The following is a 14,351-nucleotide window of genomic DNA, read 5'->3' as shown; positions in this document are numbered from 1 at the left end:
TTCTCCGATGCAAATGCTAGTGACGGCAAATAAATTGCGCGTTACTCGGCAAAAGAGCCGCCGGCTGCTTCAATAGCAGCGCGCGCACCCTTCGTCGCACCCAGACCCTTCACAACGACCTTGCGCTTCAGCTCGCCCGTCGCGATGATCTTGGCGCTCTTGATCAGCTCGCCGAGCAGGCCGGCTTGCTTAAGAGCCAACAGATCGATTTCGTCGACCGGCAGCTTTTCCAGATCAGAGAGACGCACTTCACCGACGAATTCCTTCGTCAGCGAGGTGAAGCCACGCTTCGGCAGGCGACGTTGCAGCGGCATTTGACCGCCTTCGAAGCCAACCTTGTGAAAGCCGCCCGAACGCGACTTCTGACCCTTGTGACCACGGCCAGCAGTCTTGCCCAGACCGGAGCCGATACCGCGACCGACGCGACGCTTAGCGTGCTTCGAGCCTTCGGCCGGCTTCAGGTTATTCAATTCCATTATCAACTCCTTGAGTCCTGGTCAGCCGCTTAGCCGATGACCTTAACGAGGTACGAAACCTTGTTGATCATGCCGCGCACAGCCGGCGTGTCCTGCAACTCGCTAACCGAATTGAGTCGGCGCAGACCCAGGCCACGCACCGTTGCACGGTGCGTTTCACGGGTGCCGATCAGGCTCTTGACGAGCTGGACCTTGACAGTTTTATCAGACATGGTGTCCACCTTAGCCCAGAATATCTTCGACGGACTTGCCGCGCTTCGCCGCGATATCACCCGGCGTCGACTGCTTGCGCAGACCGTCGAGCGTTGCACGAACGAGGTTGTACGGGTTCGTCGAACCGTGGCTCTTGGCCACAACGTTCTGCACGCCCATCACGTCGAACACTGCGCGCATCGGGCCGCCAGCGATCACACCGGTACCGTCCTTGGCCGGAGCCAGGAGGACCATCGATGCGCCGTGCTTACCGTGCACTTCGTGTTGCAGGGTACCGTTCTTAAGCGGCACCTTGAACATGTTGCGGCGAGCCTGTTCCATCGCCTTCTGAACAGCGACCGGCACTTCCTTCGCCTTGCCCTTGCCCATACCGACGCGGCCATCACCGTCGCCAACCACGGTCAGTGCGGCAAAACCGAGAATCCGGCCGCCCTTCACAACCTTGGTCACGCGGTTGACCGAAATCATCTTTTCGCGCAGGCCGTCGTCGCGTTCGTCAGCCTGAACTTTCGCTTGCATCTTTGCCATGACGAATTCTTCCCTTAGAACTTGAGTCCGGCTTCGCGCGCCGCATCAGCCAGCGCTTTCACGCGGCCGTGGTAACGGAAACCCGAACGGTCGAAGGCGACGGATTCGATGCCGGCAGCCTTAGCCTTTTCTGCAATGCGCTTACCGATCAGGGTCGCAGCATTGACGTTGCCGCCCTTGCCCGTCTGATCAGCCAGTTGCGCACGCACTTCGGCTTCGAGCGTCGACGCGCTGGCGAGCACCTTGGTGCCGCACGGCGAGAACACTTGCGCATAGATGTGCGTGTTCGTGCGATGCACGGCGAGACGCGCGACCTGCAGCTCAGCGATCTTGATACGCGTCTGACGAGCGCGGCGCAGGCGAGATTGAGTCTTATCCATGATTGCGCACCCTTACTTCTTCTTCGTTTCTTTGAGGATCACAACCTCATTGGCGTAACGCACACCCTTGCCCTTATAAGGCTCCGGCGGGCGATAGCCGCGCACTTCTGCAGCGACTTGGCCAACTTGTTGCTTGTTGATCCCCTTGATCACGATTTCGGTTTGCGTCGGGGTTTCAGCCTTGACGCCTTCCGGCATCTGGTGCACCACGGGGTGCGAGAAACCCAGCGACAGGTTCAGCTTGTCGCCTTGCGCCTGTGCGCGGTAACCGACGCCAACCAGCGTCAGCTTGCGCTCGAAACCCTTCGTCACGCCGTTCACCATGTTCGCAACCAGTGCGCGCATCGTGCCCGACATCGCATTCGCTTCGCGGCTTTCGTCCACCGGCTCGAACTTCAGCGTGCCGTTGTCGTTCACCACCTTCACGAGGCTGTTTGCCGCCTGCGAAATCGTACCCAGCGGGCCCTTGACGGTAATGCGTTCGTCGCTAAGGGCCACTTCTGCGCCTTGCAGCGCGATCGGGCTTTTACCTACTCGAGACATGTTTCTCTCCTTTCGGCCTTAAGCGACGTAGCAGATGACTTCGCCGCCAACGCCCGTTGCACGTGCTTTACGGTCCGTCATCACGCCCTTCGGCGTCGACACGATTGCCACGCCGAGGCCATTCATGACCACGGGGATGTCGTTACGGCCGCGGTACACACGCAGACCAGGCTTCGAAACGCGTTCAATGCGCTCGATCACCGGACGGCCAGCGTAGTACTTCAACACGATGTTCAATTCAGACTTCGCACCTTCGGACTTCACTGCGAAATCATCGATATAGCCTTCGTCCTTCAGGACCTGCGCAATCGCAACCTTGACTTTCGACGAGGGCATTGTCACCGAAACTTTCTCAACCATCTGCGCGTTGCGGATGCGAGTCAGCATATCGGCGATAGGATCACTCATGCTCATTTACGTTTCTCCTATTACCAGCTCGCCTTGGTCAGGCCAGGGATCTCGCCGCGGAACGCGATTTCGCGAATCTTGTTACGCGCCAGCCCGAATTTACGGAACGTGCCACGCGGGCGACCGGTAATTGCGCAACGATTGCGCTTACGGGTCGGGTTAGAGTTGCGCGGCAGTTGTTGCAGTTCCAGACGTGCTGCGTAATGCTCTTCGTCCGACTTGCTCATATCGCCGATGATCGCTTTCAGCTCAGCACGCTTGGGAGCGTACTTAGCGGCCAGGCGAGCACGCTTCTTTTCACGTTCGATCAGTGCCAGTTTAGCCACGGTAACCTCAGTTTCTGAACGGGAACTTGAAGCTGGCGAGCAGAGCCTTTGCTTCGTCGTCGGTCTTCGCAGTTGTCGTGATGCTGATATTCAGCCCACGCAGTGCGTCGATCTTGTCGTAGTCGATTTCGGGGAAAATGATCTGCTCTTTCACACCGATGTTGTAGTTGCCGCGACCATCGAACGCACGACCCGACACGCCACGGAAGTCACGCACACGGGGGAGCGCAACCGTCACGAAACGGTCCAGAAATTCGTACATTGCTTGACCACGCAACGTGACCATTGCACCGATCGGATAGCCCTGACGGATCTTGAAGCCAGCGATTGCCTTGCGTGCCTTCGTGATCACCGGCTTCTGGCCTGCGATCTTCGTCAGGTCGCCAACGGCGTTTTCGATGATCTTCTTGTCAGCAACCGCTTCGCCAAGGCCCATATTCAGGGTGATCTTGGTGATGCGCGGCACTTCCATCACGGACTTGTAACCGAACTTCTCGATGAGGCCGGGTACAACCTTCTCTTTGTAAAACTCTTGCAAACGAGCCATTTTTTTACTCCGCAGCGTCAGGCGCTCAGCACAGCACCGGTCGTCTTAAGGAAACGGACCTTCTTGTCTCCTTCGACCTTGATGCCTACACGCGACGCCTTGCCATTCGCGTCGACCAATGCGACGTTCGAAATTTGCAGCGGCATCGTCTTGGCTTCCACGCCACCCGTCGTACCCTTCATCGGGTTCGGCTTGACGTGCTTCTTGACGAGGTTGATACCCTCGACAATGACTTTGTCTTCGCCAACGGACAGCACGACGCCGCGCTTGCCTTTATCTTTGCCGGTGATGACGATAACTTCGTCACCTTTGCGAATCTTGTTCATCGCGACTCCTTACAGCACTTCAGGTGCCAACGAAACGATCTTCATGAATCGTTCGCTGCGCAACTCGCGCGTAACAGGCCCGAAAATACGGGTGCCAATAGGTTCGAGCTTGGCATTCAACAGCACTGCAGCATTGCCATCGAACTTGATCAGCGAGCCGTCCTGACGGCGCACGCCCTTGGCGGTGCGAACCACCACGGCGTTGTAAATTTCGCCTTTCTTCACGCGCCCGCGCGGCGTTGCTTCTTTGACGGTCACCTTGATGATGTCGCCAATGCTGGCATAACGACGCTTCGAGCCGCCGAGAACCTTGATGCACATGACTTCACGCGCACCGGTGTTGTCGGCCACTTCAAGCCGAGTTTCGGTCTGGATCATGGTTTATCTATCCCAACTTAATCCGGTCACACCACCATGGCGTACCCGGTCAGTCTTGGTCCCGTCAGCCAATCGGCTGCTTGGGTATGAACAGCAGCGACGGCAAACGAAACCCGCCATCGCAATCCGGTGAATCCTTCGGAACAGACTGGCGCCTGAACCGCTTCCCCCACCAACTTCGCCCGCGACGGGGCTCCCATAAAAGAGGGAAGACCGAGATCATATCACATAATCCCGGTCTTGCAAGCGAAACTCACTGCGATTTCAATTACTTCTACAACTTTGCGGCGTCAGATGACGCGAGCAGCCTCGACCAAGCGAGCCACAACCCAAGCTTTCGTCTTCGAAATCGGACGCGTTTCCTGGATTTCAACGAGGTCACCCTCGTTGTACGTGTTCGCATCGTCGTGCGCGTGGTACTTCTTCGAACGCACAACGTACTTGCCGTAGATCGGGTGCTTCACGCGGTGCTCAACCAGCACGGTGACCGTCTTGTCCATCTTGTTGCTGACGACCTTGCCGACCAGCGTCCGCTTGAGCGAGGTTTTTACGCTATCGTTCATTTCTGGTTCGCCTTCTCAGTCAGGACGGTCCGCACACGTGCGATGTCGCGACGAACCTTCTTCAGCTGGCTCGTGTTCGTGAGCTGCTGGGTCGCGAGTTGCATGCGCAGGCCGAATTGCGCCTTCAACAGGTCCGACAGCTCCTTGTTGAGCGCGGCCTGATCTTTCTGGTGAAGTTCGGAAGCCTTCATCATTTACTCCTTAGGCGCCGAGCTGACGCACGATAAACGTCGTCTTGAGCGGCAGCTTAGCTGCAGCCAGACGGAACGCTTCGCGTGCCAGCTCTTCGGTTACGCCGTCCATTTCGTACAGCATCTTGCCCGGTTGAATCTCCGCGACGTAGTACTCAGGGTTACCTTTACCGTTACCCATACGTACTTCAGCCGGCTTGTGCGAGATCGGCTTGTCCGGGAAGATGCGGATCCAGATGCGGCCACCACGCTTGATGTGACGCGTCATTGCACGACGTGCCGCTTCAATCTGGCGCGCGGTCAAGCGACCACGACCGATAGCCTTCAGGCCGAATTCACCGAACGACACCGCGTTGCCGCGGGTAGCGATACCGGTGTTACGACCCTTCTGCTCTTTGCGATACTTTCTGCGTTTCGGTTGCAGCATCGTTATTCTCCAGTCTTCCCGCCGTCGCCGGCACCGCCAGCACGACGGGGAGCGCCACGGCGTGCACCTGCCGGGCCACCACCTTCACCATCGCGACGCGGACGGCGATCGCCACCCGGACGTGCGTTGCGGCGCGGACGCTTTTCTTCGGCGACTTCTTCAATCACCGGTGCGTCGTTGCGGCCAAGCGTGTCGCCCTTGTAGACCCACACCTTCACGCCGATGATGCCGTACGTCGTCTTCGCTTCCGAAGTTGCGTAGTCGATATCAGCACGCAGCGTATGAAGGGGCACGCGACCTTCGCGATACCATTCCGTACGAGCGATTTCGATACCGTTCAGGCGGCCAGCGCTCATGATCTTGATGCCTTGAGCACCCAGACGCATTGCGTTTTGCATCGCACGCTTCATCGCGCGGCGGAACATAATCCGGCGCTCGAGCTGCTGCGTGATCGAATCCGCGATCAGTTGCGCATCGGTTTCCGGCTTACGGATTTCTTCGATGTTGACGTGGACCGGAACGCCCATGCGGCGTTGCAGTTCCGACTTCAGCAGCTCGATATCCTCGCCCTTCTTACCGATGACGACACCCGGACGCGAGCTATAAATCGTGATGCGCGCGTTTTTCGCCGGACGCTCGATAACGACGCGACCAACCGAAGCGTTTTTCAGCTTCTTCTTCAGGTATTCACGAACACCGATGTCTTCCTGCAACATCGCCGCGAAATTGTTGTTGTTCGCGTACCAACGCGACGCCCAATTGCGGCTGACGGCCAAACGGAAGCCAGTCGGATGAATTTTCTGTCCCATCGTATGACCCCTTAATTCCCGACCGTCACAGTGATGTGACAGGATTGCTTCTCGATGCGGTTACCGCGGCCTTTAGCGCGCGCGGTAAAACGCTTCAGCGATGCAGCCTTGTCGACCATGATGCTCGTTACTTTGAGCTCGTCGATATCGGCGCCTTCGTTATGCTCCGCATTCGCGATCGCCGACAGCACAACCTTTTTCACGATTCCCGCAGCCTTCTTCGGCGAGAACGTCAGAACGTTCAGCGCCTTGTCGACCGGCAAACCGCGGATCTGGTCAGCCACAAGGCGCGTTTTCTGCGCCGAGATGCGGGCACCGCGATGAATTGCTTTCACTTCCATCATGATCCCCTTATTTCTTAGCCTTCTTGTCGGCTGCATGACCCTTGAACGTCCGGGTCAATGCAAACTCGCCAAGCTTGTGGCCGACCATGTTTTCCGAGATGTACACCGGAACGTGTTGACGGCCGTTATGCACAGCAATCGTCAAACCGATGAAATCCGGCAGAATCGTCGAACGACGCGACCAGGTTTTGATCGGCTTCTTGTCACGCGCAGCGGCTGCCGACTCAACTTTCTTCAGCAAATGGGCGTCGCAGAACGGACCTTTTTTTACAGAACGTGCCATTGCCTACTCCTTAACGCTTGTGACGGCGCTGGACGATCATGCTCGTCGTGCGCTTGTTGCTGCGGGTGCGATAACCCTTAGCAGGCGTGCCCCACGGGCTCACCGGATCGCGACCTGCAGCCGTCTTGCCTTCACCACCGCCGTGCGGGTGATCGACCGGGTTCATTGCAACGCCACGTACCGTCGGGCGGATACCGCGCCAGCGATTCGCGCCAGCCTTACCGATTTGACGGAGGCTATGCTCTTCGTTGCCAACTTCACCAATCGTCGCGCGGCACTCAACGTGAACGCGGCGGATTTCACCCGAGCGCAGGCGGACCTGTGCGTAGATGCCTTCACGAGCCAGCAACATCGCCGACGTGCCAGCCGAACGCGCCATTTGCGCGCCCTTGCCCGGCAGCATTTCGATGCAGTGAATCGTCGTACCGACCGGGATATTGCGGATCGGCAGCGTGTTACCTGAGCGGATCGGAGCTTCCGAACCCGACATCAGTTGCTGGCCCACCGTCAAACCCTTCGGAGCGATGATGTACTTGCGCTCGCCGTCTGCGTACAGAACCAGCGCGATGTTCGCGCTACGGTTCGGATCGTACTCAAGACGTTCGACCTTTGCCGGAATGCCGTCCTTGTTGCGACGGAAATCGACGACACGGTAGTGATGCTTATGACCACCACCCTTATGGCGCGTGGTGATGTGGCCGTTGTTGTTACGGCCGGCGGTCGTGGATTGCGCATCGAGCAGCGGTGCGAACGGCTTGCCCTTATGCAGATCCTTGTTGACCACCTTGACCATCGCACGGCGACCCGGCGAAGTCGGCTTAACTTTAACGATTGCCATGATTACTTGGCCTCCGCTTCAAAGTTGATTTCCTGGCCGGGCTTCAGGCAGACGTACGCCTTCTTCACGTCCTTGCGCTTGCCCATGAAGCGGCCAAAGCGCTTGGCTTTGCCCTTCGAGACCAGCACGTTGACGGAATTGACTTCCACCTTGAACAGCAGCTCGACTGCAGCTTTCACTTCCTGCTTCGTGGCATCGGGCGCGACTTCGAACACAACTTGCTCGTTCTTGTCGGCCACCAGCGTCGCCTTTTCGGAGATCACCGGCGCGAGCAGGACCTGCATCAAACGATGATCGTTCTTGCGAATCTCGCTCATGACAGCAACTCCTCGATCTGGGCGACCGCAGCCTTCGTGATCAGGATCTTCTTGAAGTAGATCAGCGACAGCGGGTCGGCGTAACGCGGCTCGACAACTGCCACATGGGCGAGGTTGCGCGACGCGAGGTACAGGTTTTCGTCAACCGTGTCGGTAATAACCAACACGGAGTCGAGCCCCATCGCCTTGAATTTTTCGGCCAGCAGCTTCGTCTTCGGCGCTTCGAGCGTCAGCTCGTCAACCACCGAGATGCGGCCTTCGCGGGCCAGCTGCGAGAAGATCGAGCAGAGACCTGCGCGATGCATCTTCTTGTTGACCTTGTGCGAAAAGTTTTCTTCCGGCGAATTCGGGAAGATCCGGCCACCGCCGCGCCACAACGGGCTCGACGACATACCGGCACGGGCGCGGCCCGTACCCTTTTGGCGCCACGGCTTCTTGGTCGTGTGCTTGACTTGCTCACGGTCCTTCTGCGCGCGGTTACCGCTACGGGCATTCGCTTGATACGCCACCACTACTTGGTGAATCAGGGCTTCGTTGTAGTCGCGGCCGAACACTACGTCCGACGCGCTAACGCCTGCACCTTCCTGACCATTGGCATTCAGGAGCTTAAGTTCCATTATTTCGCTCCTTTCACGGCACGCGTCTTCACGGCCGGCGTAACGAATACCTTGCCACCCTTCGCACCCGGAACGGCGCCCTTGACCAGCAACAGCTTGCGGTCAGCGTCGATACGAGCGATTTCGAGGTTTTGCACGGTTACCGTATCGTCACCCATGTGACCGGTCATGCGCTTACCCGGGAAAACACGACCCGGATCCTGCGCCATACCGATCGAACCCGGCACGTTGTGCGAGCGCGAGTTACCGTGCGATGCACGGCCGGATGCGAAGTTGTAACGCTTGATGGTACCGGCGTAGCCCTTACCGATCGACACGCCTTGCACGTCGACCTTCTGGCCTACTTCGAACAGGTCGGGACCAACCACGGTGCCGTTCGACAACTCGGCAGCCTTGGCAGCGTCGATCTGGAATTCTTTGAGGATTTCACCGGCTTGAACACCGGCTTTGGCGAGATGACCGGCCAACGGCTTCGTCACACGCGATGCACGGCGCGTACCGAATGCAACCTGCACGGCGGTGTAGCCGTCGGTTTCAACAGTCTTGATCTGCGTCACGCGGTTGTCGGACACGTCCAGCACGGTAACGGGAATCGAATCCCCTTCTGCCGTGAAGATACGGGTCATGCCAACCTTGCGACCTACGAGTCCAAGGCTCATCGTTTTCTCCATTCCCGACTGCGATTGGTCGGGGCTAATTTACAAAATGCCGGTGCCGTTTCGGGCATGAATTCATGCTGCAGCACACCGACTTTTTTGCGCAAATGCGCGAAAAGCCCACTATTATAGCGAGGCTTTTCGTTTTTCGCAAGCAATCAATGACTTAGCGATGTCCAGCATACTGGGCACCGCTCTGAAGCCTTATTGGAGCTTGATTTCCACGTCCACACCAGCCGGCAGGTCCAGCTTCATCAGTGCGTCAACGGTCTTGTCCGTCGGGTCGACGATGTCCATCAGGCGTTGGTGCGTACGGATTTCGAGCTGATCGCGCGACGTCTTGTTGACGTGCGGCGAACGCAGGATGTCGAAACGTTGAATGCGGGTCGGCAGGGGCACCGGACCACGAACGATTGCGCCAGTCCGCTTCGCCGTGTCGACGATTTCAGCTGCCGATTGATCGATCAGGCGATAGTCGAAAGCCTTCAGGCGAATGCGGATTTTCTGGTTCTGCATGACAATTCCTTGGAAAGAGCGAGGCGGTATTGCGCCGCCAAATAGTAAAAGAACGTAGAGCCGGGCACCCGCTGTGGGCTGGCGCCCGGCTCCGGGCACCACCTACTGCAACTTCAACCCTCGATTTTACTCGAGAATCTTGGCAACCACACCTGCGCCGACCGTACGGCCGCCTTCGCGAATTGCGAAGCGCAGACCTTCTTCCATCGCGATCGGGTTGATCAGCTTCACCGTGATCGACACGTTGTCGCCCGGCATGACCATTTCCTTGTCCTTCGGCAACTCGATCGAGCCCGTCACGTCCGTCGTACGGAAGTAGAACTGCGGACGATAGTTGTTGAAGAACGGTGTGTGGCGGCCGCCTTCGTCCTTGCTCAGCACGTACACTTCAGCCGTGAAGTGCGTGTGCGGGTTGATCGAACCCGGCTTCGCCAGAACCTGGCCACGCTCCACGTCTTCACGCTTCGTGCCGCGCAGCAGGATACCAACGTTGTCGCCTGCCTGACCCTGGTCGAGCAGCTTGCGGAACATTTCCACGCCCGTGCACGTCGTCTTCACCGTCGGCTTGATACCGACGATTTCGATTTCTTCGCCGACCTTCACCACGCCGCGCTCAACGCGACCCGTCACCACCGTGCCACGACCCGAGATCGAGAACACGTCTTCCACCGGCATCAGGAACGCACCGTCAACTGCGCGCTCCGGCGTCGGGATGTACGTATCCAGCGCATCGGCCAGATTCATGATCGCCACTTCGCCCAGCTCGCCCGTGTCGCCTTCCAGCGCCAGCTTGGCCGAACCCTTGATGATCGGCGTGTCGTCGCCCGGGAAGTCGTACTTCGACAGAAGTTCGCGAACTTCCATCTCGACCAGTTCCAGCAGCTCAGCGTCGTCCACCATGTCGCACTTGTTCAGGAACACGATGATGTACGGAACGCCAACCTGACGCGCCAGCAGGATGTGCTCACGCGTTTGCGGCATCGGGCCGTCTGCGGCCGAGCACACCAGGATCGCGCCGTCCATCTGCGCTGCGCCCGTGATCATGTTCTTCACATAGTCAGCGTGGCCCGGGCAGTCGACGTGTGCGTAGTGGCGGTTAGCCGTTTCGTACTCGACGTGTGCCGTGTTAATCGTGATACCACGCGCCTTTTCTTCCGGCGCCGCGTCGATCTGGTCGTATGCCTTTGCTTCGCCGCCAAACTTCTTGGTCAGCACCGTCGTGATCGCTGCCGTCAGCGTGGTCTTGCCGTGGTCAACGTGACCGATCGTGCCGACGTTCACGTGCGGCTTGGTCCGTTCGAATTTACCTTTAGCCATGTTTCTCTTCTTTCAAAAAGTTATCGTTGAATGACTTGCCGCGCGATTACTTCGACTTGGCGTTGATGATCGCTTCCGACACGTTACGCGGTGCTTCGGAGTAGTGCTTGAACTCCATCGTGTACGTTGCACGACCTTGGGTCAGCGAACGCAGCGACGTCGAGTAGCCGAACATTTCCGACAGCGGCACTTCGGCGCGAACGATCTTGCCGCCGCCAACCATGTCGTCCATGCCCTGAACGATACCGCGACGACCCGACAGATCGCCCATCACGTTGCCCATGTAATCTTCAGGCGTTTCGACTTCCACAGCCATCATCGGTTCGAGGATGACCGGTTGAGCCTTGCGCATAGCTTCCTTGAACGCCATCGAACCGGCCATGCGGAACGCATTTTCGTTCGAGTCAACGTCGTGGTACGAACCGAACGTCAGGTGAACCTTCACGTCAACGACCGGGAAGCCCGCCAGCACGCCAGCCTTCAGCGTTTCCTGGATACCCTTGTCGACTGCCGGGATGTATTCACGCGGAATCACACCGCCCTTGATCTCGTCCAGGAACTCGTAGCCCTTGCCCTGCTCGTTCGGCTCAAGCGTGATGACCGCGTGACCGTATTGGCCGCGACCACCCGACTGCTTGACGAACTTGCCGTCAACGTCTTCCGCCTTGCCACGAATCGTTTCACGATACGCCACTTGCGGCTTGCCGACGGTAGCTTCGACGCCGAACTCACGCTTCATCCGGTCAACCAGAATTTCCAGGTGGAGCTCGCCCATGCCCGAAATAATGGTTTGACCCGATTCTTCGTCCGTTTGAACGCGGAACGACGGATCTTCCTGAGCCAGACGGTTCAGGGCCAGACCCATCTTTTCCTGGTCCGGCTTCGTCTTCGGCTCAACAGCCTGCGAAATCACCGGTTCTGGGAAAATCATGCGCTCGAGCACGATCGGGTGCAGCGGGTCGCACAGCGTGTCGCCCGTGGTCGCGTCTTTCAGGCCAACAGCAGCAGCGATGTCGCCCGCGTGCACTTCCTTGATTTCTTCACGCTGGTTTGCATGCATCAGCAGAATACGGCCGAGACGTTCCTTCTTGTCCTTGGTCGCGTTCAGCAGCGTGTCGCCCGACTTCGTCGTGCCGGAGTACACACGGAAGAAGATCAGCTGGCCGACAAACGGGTCGGTCATGATCTTGAATGCGAGGGACGAGAACTTCTCGTCGTCAGCTGCGCGACGCTCAGCCTTTTCACCGTTTTCGAGTTCACCCGTAACCGGCGGAATGTCGATCGGCGACGGCAGGAAGTCGAGCACGGCGTCCAGCATCCGTTGCACGCCCTTGTTCTTGAACGCGGTACCGCACAGCATCGGCTGGATTTCGCACGCGATCGTACGGTCGCGCAGACCCTTGATGATTTCCGCCTCGGTCAGTTCGCCCGACTCGAGGTACTTGTTCATCATGTCTTCGCTCGACTCAGCCGCGGCTTCGACCATCTTCTCGCGCCATTCGTTGCACGTGTCGACGAGTTCTGCCGGGATCTCTTCGTACGAGAACTTCGTGCCTTGGGACGCTTCGTCCCAAATGATCGCTTTCATCTTCAGCAGATCGACCACGCCCGTGAACGTTTCTTCAGCACCGATAGGCACCACGACCGGAACCGGGTTCGCCTTCAGACGTAGCTTGAGCTGGTCGTAGACCTTGAAGAAGTTCGCGCCGGTACGGTCCATCTTGTTGATGAACGCGAGACGGGGAACCTTGTACTTGTTAGCCTGACGCCACACGGTTTCCGACTGGGGCTGCACACCGCCCACTGCGCAATACACCATGCACGCGCCGTCGAGCACGCGCATCGAGCGCTCAACTTCAATCGTGAAGTCGACGTGGCCCGGGGTGTCGATGATGTTGATGCGGTGCTCAGCGCGGTCGCCGGCCATGCCTTTCCAGAACGCCGTGGTAGCAGCCGACGTGATCGTGATGCCGCGTTCCTGCTCCTGCTCCATCCAGTCCATGGTGGCAGCGCCGTCGTGAACTTCACCAATCTTGTGGTTCACGCCGGTATAGAACAGAATGCGCTCGGTCGTCGTCGTTTTGCCGGCGTCGATGTGAGCGCTAATACCGATGTTACGGTAGCGCTCGATAGGTGTCTTGCGAGCCACTTTGATCCTCTATTGGGATGACGCGATGCGAGAAAATACCCATCGCGCTGTAACACAAACGGGCGAGGCGCTTTGTAAGCGCACCCGCCCGGAATTTCTTTCCGCTTTTTCTGCTAAACCCGGGGGTCGGGAAGCTTAGAAACGGAAGTGCGAGAACGCCTTGTTGGCTTCTGCCATCCGGTGAACTTCGTCGCGCTTCTTCATCGCGCCGCCACGGCCTTCGGCCGCTTCGGAGAGTTCACCTGCCAGACGCAGGGCCATCGACTTCTCGCTGCGCTTCTTCGCGGCTTCACGCAACCAACGCATCGCCAATGCCATACGACGCGACGGACGCACTTCGACCGGAACCTGATAGTTCGCACCACCAACGCGGCGGCTCTTAACTTCGACCACCGGCTTGACGTTGTTGAGCGCTACCGTGAACACTTCCAGCGGGTCCTTGCCACCCTTGGTCTGGATCTGTTCGAAAGCGCCGTACACGATACGCTCAGCAACCGACTTCTTGCCGGAGAGCATCAGCACGTTCATGAACTTTGCAACATCTACGTTACCGAACTTCGGATCCGGCAACACTTCCCGCTTGGGGACTTCGCGACGACGCGGCATGTTTCTTCCTTTACTTTTCAGTTGGAGCTGCTTCAGCTCCGCGGCCACCAACTAACCCGATTCATCTCTAACGACTTACCAGCCTGGTCGGGTGACCACTTACTCGACAGCACCGGCGATTCCGGTACCACCGCCATTACCGCCTTTACAGGCGACCTGGAACTACACTGACCGGCTAATTACTTGCCAGCCTTGGCACGCTTCGCACCGTACTTCGAGCGAGCCTGCTTACGATCCTTGACGCCCTGTGTATCCAGCGAGCCGCGAACCATGTGGTAACGCACACCCGGCAAGTCCTTAACACGGCCGCCGCGAATCAGCACGACCGAGTGTTCCTGCAGGTTGTGGCCTTCACCACCGATGTACGAAATAACTTCGAAGCCGTTCGTCAGACGAACCTTGGCAACCTTACGCAGTGCCGAGTTAGGCTTCTTAGGCGTCGTGGTGTACACACGGGTGCACACGCCGCGACGCTGGGGGCAGTCCTGCAAAGCCGGGCTCTTGCTCTTCGTCGTTTCCGACGCGCGGCCTTTGCGAACCAGTTGATTGATGGTTGGCATTGTTTATTCCTGAAATTGAACAAAATCGACGCA

The 14,351-nt window shown here is 58.2% G+C and carries 25 protein-coding genes; all 25 read right to left on the bottom strand.

Annotated features, from left to right (window positions below; translation table 11 throughout):
- Positions 1–41 precede the first annotated feature (41 nt).
- The 25 genes from rplO to rpsL all read right to left on the bottom strand — a co-directional run bounded on the left by rplO (position 42) and on the right by rpsL (position 14,318).
- Positions 42–476, bottom strand: coding sequence for a 50S ribosomal protein L15 (rplO, locus tag KHO31_RS23305; RefSeq protein ID WP_074281990.1), 435 nt, complete (start codon positions 474–476; stop codon positions 42–44).
- Positions 477–505: 29 nt separating this feature from the next.
- A complete protein-coding gene (gene rpmD / locus KHO31_RS23300; RefSeq protein ID WP_028199571.1) occupies positions 506–688 on the bottom strand; it encodes a 50S ribosomal protein L30 in 183 nt (60 codons plus the stop codon).
- A gap of 10 nt (positions 689–698) precedes the next feature.
- Entirely contained in the window at positions 699–1,217 is a 519-nt protein-coding gene (gene rpsE, locus KHO31_RS23295; protein ID WP_006052219.1) for a 30S ribosomal protein S5, read from the bottom strand.
- A gap of 14 nt (positions 1,218–1,231) precedes the next feature.
- Complete coding sequence (rplR, locus tag KHO31_RS23290; RefSeq protein WP_012434568.1) at positions 1,232–1,597, bottom strand: 50S ribosomal protein L18; 366 nt, start codon at positions 1,595–1,597, stop codon at positions 1,232–1,234.
- A gap of 12 nt (positions 1,598–1,609) precedes the next feature.
- The gene (gene rplF, locus KHO31_RS23285) at positions 1,610–2,140 is read right to left on the bottom strand and encodes a 50S ribosomal protein L6 (protein ID WP_028199570.1); all 531 of its coding nucleotides are present in this window, start codon (positions 2,138–2,140) and stop codon (positions 1,610–1,612) included.
- Positions 2,141–2,158: 18 nt separating this feature from the next.
- On the bottom strand, positions 2,159–2,554 hold the full coding sequence (rpsH, locus tag KHO31_RS23280; protein ID WP_006052216.1) for a 30S ribosomal protein S8: 396 nt from the start codon (positions 2,552–2,554) through the stop codon (positions 2,159–2,161).
- A 14-nt stretch (positions 2,555–2,568) separates the two neighbouring features.
- On the bottom strand, positions 2,569–2,874 hold the full coding sequence (gene rpsN / locus KHO31_RS23275) for a 30S ribosomal protein S14 (RefSeq protein ID WP_006052215.1): 306 nt from the start codon (positions 2,872–2,874) through the stop codon (positions 2,569–2,571).
- 7 nt (positions 2,875–2,881) lie between these two features.
- Positions 2,882–3,421 (bottom strand): 50S ribosomal protein L5, encoded by a 540-nt coding sequence (gene rplE / locus KHO31_RS23270; protein WP_006052214.1) that lies wholly within the window; start codon positions 3,419–3,421, stop codon positions 2,882–2,884.
- Between the two features lie 17 nt (positions 3,422–3,438).
- Positions 3,439–3,747: a 50S ribosomal protein L24 gene (gene rplX / locus KHO31_RS23265; protein WP_028199569.1), complete on the bottom strand. Its 309-nt coding sequence runs from the start codon at positions 3,745–3,747 to the stop codon at positions 3,439–3,441.
- Positions 3,748–3,756: 9 nt separating this feature from the next.
- On the bottom strand, positions 3,757–4,125 hold the full coding sequence (rplN, locus tag KHO31_RS23260) for a 50S ribosomal protein L14 (RefSeq protein WP_006052212.1): 369 nt from the start codon (positions 4,123–4,125) through the stop codon (positions 3,757–3,759).
- A gap of 290 nt (positions 4,126–4,415) precedes the next feature.
- Positions 4,416–4,688: a 30S ribosomal protein S17 gene (gene rpsQ, locus KHO31_RS23255; protein ID WP_007180129.1), complete on the bottom strand. Its 273-nt coding sequence runs from the start codon at positions 4,686–4,688 to the stop codon at positions 4,416–4,418.
- A complete protein-coding gene (gene rpmC / locus KHO31_RS23250; RefSeq protein ID WP_007180130.1) occupies positions 4,685–4,879 on the bottom strand; it encodes a 50S ribosomal protein L29 in 195 nt (64 codons plus the stop codon). Before rpmC ends, rpsQ begins: the two co-directional genes overlap by 4 nt.
- A gap of 10 nt (positions 4,880–4,889) precedes the next feature.
- A complete protein-coding gene (gene rplP, locus KHO31_RS23245) occupies positions 4,890–5,306 on the bottom strand; it encodes a 50S ribosomal protein L16 (RefSeq protein WP_007180131.1) in 417 nt (138 codons plus the stop codon).
- 2 nt (positions 5,307–5,308) lie between these two features.
- A complete protein-coding gene (gene rpsC, locus KHO31_RS23240) occupies positions 5,309–6,115 on the bottom strand; it encodes a 30S ribosomal protein S3 (RefSeq protein WP_201079646.1) in 807 nt (268 codons plus the stop codon).
- 11 nt (positions 6,116–6,126) lie between these two features.
- Complete coding sequence (gene rplV / locus KHO31_RS23235; RefSeq protein ID WP_197070230.1) at positions 6,127–6,459, bottom strand: 50S ribosomal protein L22; 333 nt, start codon at positions 6,457–6,459, stop codon at positions 6,127–6,129.
- A 7-nt stretch (positions 6,460–6,466) separates the two neighbouring features.
- Positions 6,467–6,742: a 30S ribosomal protein S19 gene (gene rpsS / locus KHO31_RS23230; protein ID WP_054036552.1), complete on the bottom strand. Its 276-nt coding sequence runs from the start codon at positions 6,740–6,742 to the stop codon at positions 6,467–6,469.
- A gap of 10 nt (positions 6,743–6,752) precedes the next feature.
- Positions 6,753–7,580 (bottom strand): 50S ribosomal protein L2, encoded by an 828-nt coding sequence (rplB, locus tag KHO31_RS23225; protein WP_201079648.1) that lies wholly within the window; start codon positions 7,578–7,580, stop codon positions 6,753–6,755.
- Positions 7,581–7,582: 2 nt separating this feature from the next.
- Positions 7,583–7,897, bottom strand: coding sequence for a 50S ribosomal protein L23 (gene rplW / locus KHO31_RS23220; RefSeq protein ID WP_007180135.1), 315 nt, complete (start codon positions 7,895–7,897; stop codon positions 7,583–7,585).
- A complete protein-coding gene (rplD, locus tag KHO31_RS23215) occupies positions 7,894–8,514 on the bottom strand; it encodes a 50S ribosomal protein L4 (protein WP_007180136.1) in 621 nt (206 codons plus the stop codon). Before rplD ends, rplW begins: the two co-directional genes overlap by 4 nt.
- On the bottom strand, positions 8,514–9,173 hold the full coding sequence (gene rplC, locus KHO31_RS23210; RefSeq protein WP_007180137.1) for a 50S ribosomal protein L3: 660 nt from the start codon (positions 9,171–9,173) through the stop codon (positions 8,514–8,516). Before rplC ends, rplD begins: the two co-directional genes overlap by 1 nt.
- Positions 9,174–9,374: 201 nt before the next feature.
- Positions 9,375–9,686 (bottom strand): 30S ribosomal protein S10, encoded by a 312-nt coding sequence (gene rpsJ / locus KHO31_RS23205; RefSeq protein WP_006998489.1) that lies wholly within the window; start codon positions 9,684–9,686, stop codon positions 9,375–9,377.
- A gap of 126 nt (positions 9,687–9,812) precedes the next feature.
- Positions 9,813–11,003 (bottom strand): elongation factor Tu, encoded by a 1,191-nt coding sequence (gene tuf / locus KHO31_RS23200; protein WP_063497539.1) that lies wholly within the window; start codon positions 11,001–11,003, stop codon positions 9,813–9,815.
- Positions 11,004–11,049: 46 nt separating this feature from the next.
- Positions 11,050–13,152 carry an elongation factor G gene (fusA, locus tag KHO31_RS23195; RefSeq protein ID WP_120289165.1) on the bottom strand — a complete coding sequence of 701 codons (2,103 nt, stop codon included), beginning with the start codon at positions 13,150–13,152 and terminating at the stop codon, positions 11,050–11,052.
- Positions 13,153–13,287: 135 nt separating this feature from the next.
- Positions 13,288–13,758 carry a 30S ribosomal protein S7 gene (gene rpsG / locus KHO31_RS23190; protein ID WP_006053291.1) on the bottom strand — a complete coding sequence of 157 codons (471 nt, stop codon included), beginning with the start codon at positions 13,756–13,758 and terminating at the stop codon, positions 13,288–13,290.
- Positions 13,759–13,937: 179 nt separating this feature from the next.
- Complete coding sequence (gene rpsL / locus KHO31_RS23185; RefSeq protein WP_006998493.1) at positions 13,938–14,318, bottom strand: 30S ribosomal protein S12; 381 nt, start codon at positions 14,316–14,318, stop codon at positions 13,938–13,940.
- Between the last annotated feature and the right edge of the window lie 33 nt (positions 14,319–14,351).

The sequence above is a fragment of the Paraburkholderia domus genome (assembly GCF_905220705.1).
GTDB lineage: Bacteria > Pseudomonadota > Gammaproteobacteria > Burkholderiales > Burkholderiaceae > Paraburkholderia > Paraburkholderia domus.
This window is presented reverse-complemented; position numbering and strand designations above follow the sequence as displayed.

Excerpts from the sequence above, each read along its gene's own strand:
- rplO (WP_074281990.1), bottom strand. The coding sequence starts at position 476 with ATGGAATTGAATAACCTGAAGCCGGCCGAAGGCTCGAAGCACGCTAAG.
- rpmD (WP_028199571.1), bottom strand. The coding sequence starts at position 688 with ATGTCTGATAAAACTGTCAAGGTCCAGCTCGTCAAGAGCCTGATCGGC.
- rpsE (WP_006052219.1), bottom strand. The coding sequence starts at position 1,217 with ATGGCAAAGATGCAAGCGAAAGTTCAGGCTGACGAACGCGACGACGGC.
- rplR (WP_012434568.1), bottom strand. The coding sequence starts at position 1,597 with ATGGATAAGACTCAATCTCGCCTGCGCCGCGCTCGTCAGACGCGTATC.
- rplF (WP_028199570.1), bottom strand. The coding sequence starts at position 2,140 with ATGTCTCGAGTAGGTAAAAGCCCGATCGCGCTGCAAGGCGCAGAAGTG.
- rpsH (WP_006052216.1), bottom strand. The coding sequence starts at position 2,554 with ATGAGCATGAGTGATCCTATCGCCGATATGCTGACTCGCATCCGCAAC.
- rplE (WP_006052214.1), bottom strand. The coding sequence starts at position 3,421 with ATGGCTCGTTTGCAAGAGTTTTACAAAGAGAAGGTTGTACCCGGCCTC.
- rplX (WP_028199569.1), bottom strand. The coding sequence starts at position 3,747 with ATGAACAAGATTCGCAAAGGTGACGAAGTTATCGTCATCACCGGCAAA.
- rplN (WP_006052212.1), bottom strand. The coding sequence starts at position 4,125 with ATGATCCAGACCGAAACTCGGCTTGAAGTGGCCGACAACACCGGTGCG.
- rpsQ (WP_007180129.1), bottom strand. The coding sequence starts at position 4,688 with ATGAACGATAGCGTAAAAACCTCGCTCAAGCGGACGCTGGTCGGCAAG.
- rpmC (WP_007180130.1), bottom strand. The coding sequence starts at position 4,879 with ATGAAGGCTTCCGAACTTCACCAGAAAGATCAGGCCGCGCTCAACAAG.
- rplP (WP_007180131.1), bottom strand. The coding sequence starts at position 5,306 with ATGCTGCAACCGAAACGCAGAAAGTATCGCAAAGAGCAGAAGGGTCGT.
- rpsC (WP_201079646.1), bottom strand. The coding sequence starts at position 6,115 with ATGGGACAGAAAATTCATCCGACTGGCTTCCGTTTGGCCGTCAGCCGC.
- rplV (WP_197070230.1), bottom strand. The coding sequence starts at position 6,459 with ATGATGGAAGTGAAAGCAATTCATCGCGGTGCCCGCATCTCGGCGCAG.
- rpsS (WP_054036552.1), bottom strand. The coding sequence starts at position 6,742 with ATGGCACGTTCTGTAAAAAAAGGTCCGTTCTGCGACGCCCATTTGCTG.
- rplB (WP_201079648.1), bottom strand. The coding sequence starts at position 7,580 with ATGGCAATCGTTAAAGTTAAGCCGACTTCGCCGGGTCGCCGTGCGATG.
- rplW (WP_007180135.1), bottom strand. The coding sequence starts at position 7,897 with ATGAGCGAGATTCGCAAGAACGATCATCGTTTGATGCAGGTCCTGCTC.
- rplD (WP_007180136.1), bottom strand. The coding sequence starts at position 8,514 with ATGGAACTTAAGCTCCTGAATGCCAATGGTCAGGAAGGTGCAGGCGTT.
- rplC (WP_007180137.1), bottom strand. The coding sequence starts at position 9,173 with ATGAGCCTTGGACTCGTAGGTCGCAAGGTTGGCATGACCCGTATCTTC.
- rpsJ (WP_006998489.1), bottom strand. The coding sequence starts at position 9,686 with ATGCAGAACCAGAAAATCCGCATTCGCCTGAAGGCTTTCGACTATCGC.
- tuf (WP_063497539.1), bottom strand. The coding sequence starts at position 11,003 with ATGGCTAAAGGTAAATTCGAACGGACCAAGCCGCACGTGAACGTCGGC.
- rpsG (WP_006053291.1), bottom strand. The coding sequence starts at position 13,758 with ATGCCGCGTCGTCGCGAAGTCCCCAAGCGGGAAGTGTTGCCGGATCCG.
- rpsL (WP_006998493.1), bottom strand. The coding sequence starts at position 14,318 with ATGCCAACCATCAATCAACTGGTTCGCAAAGGCCGCGCGTCGGAAACG.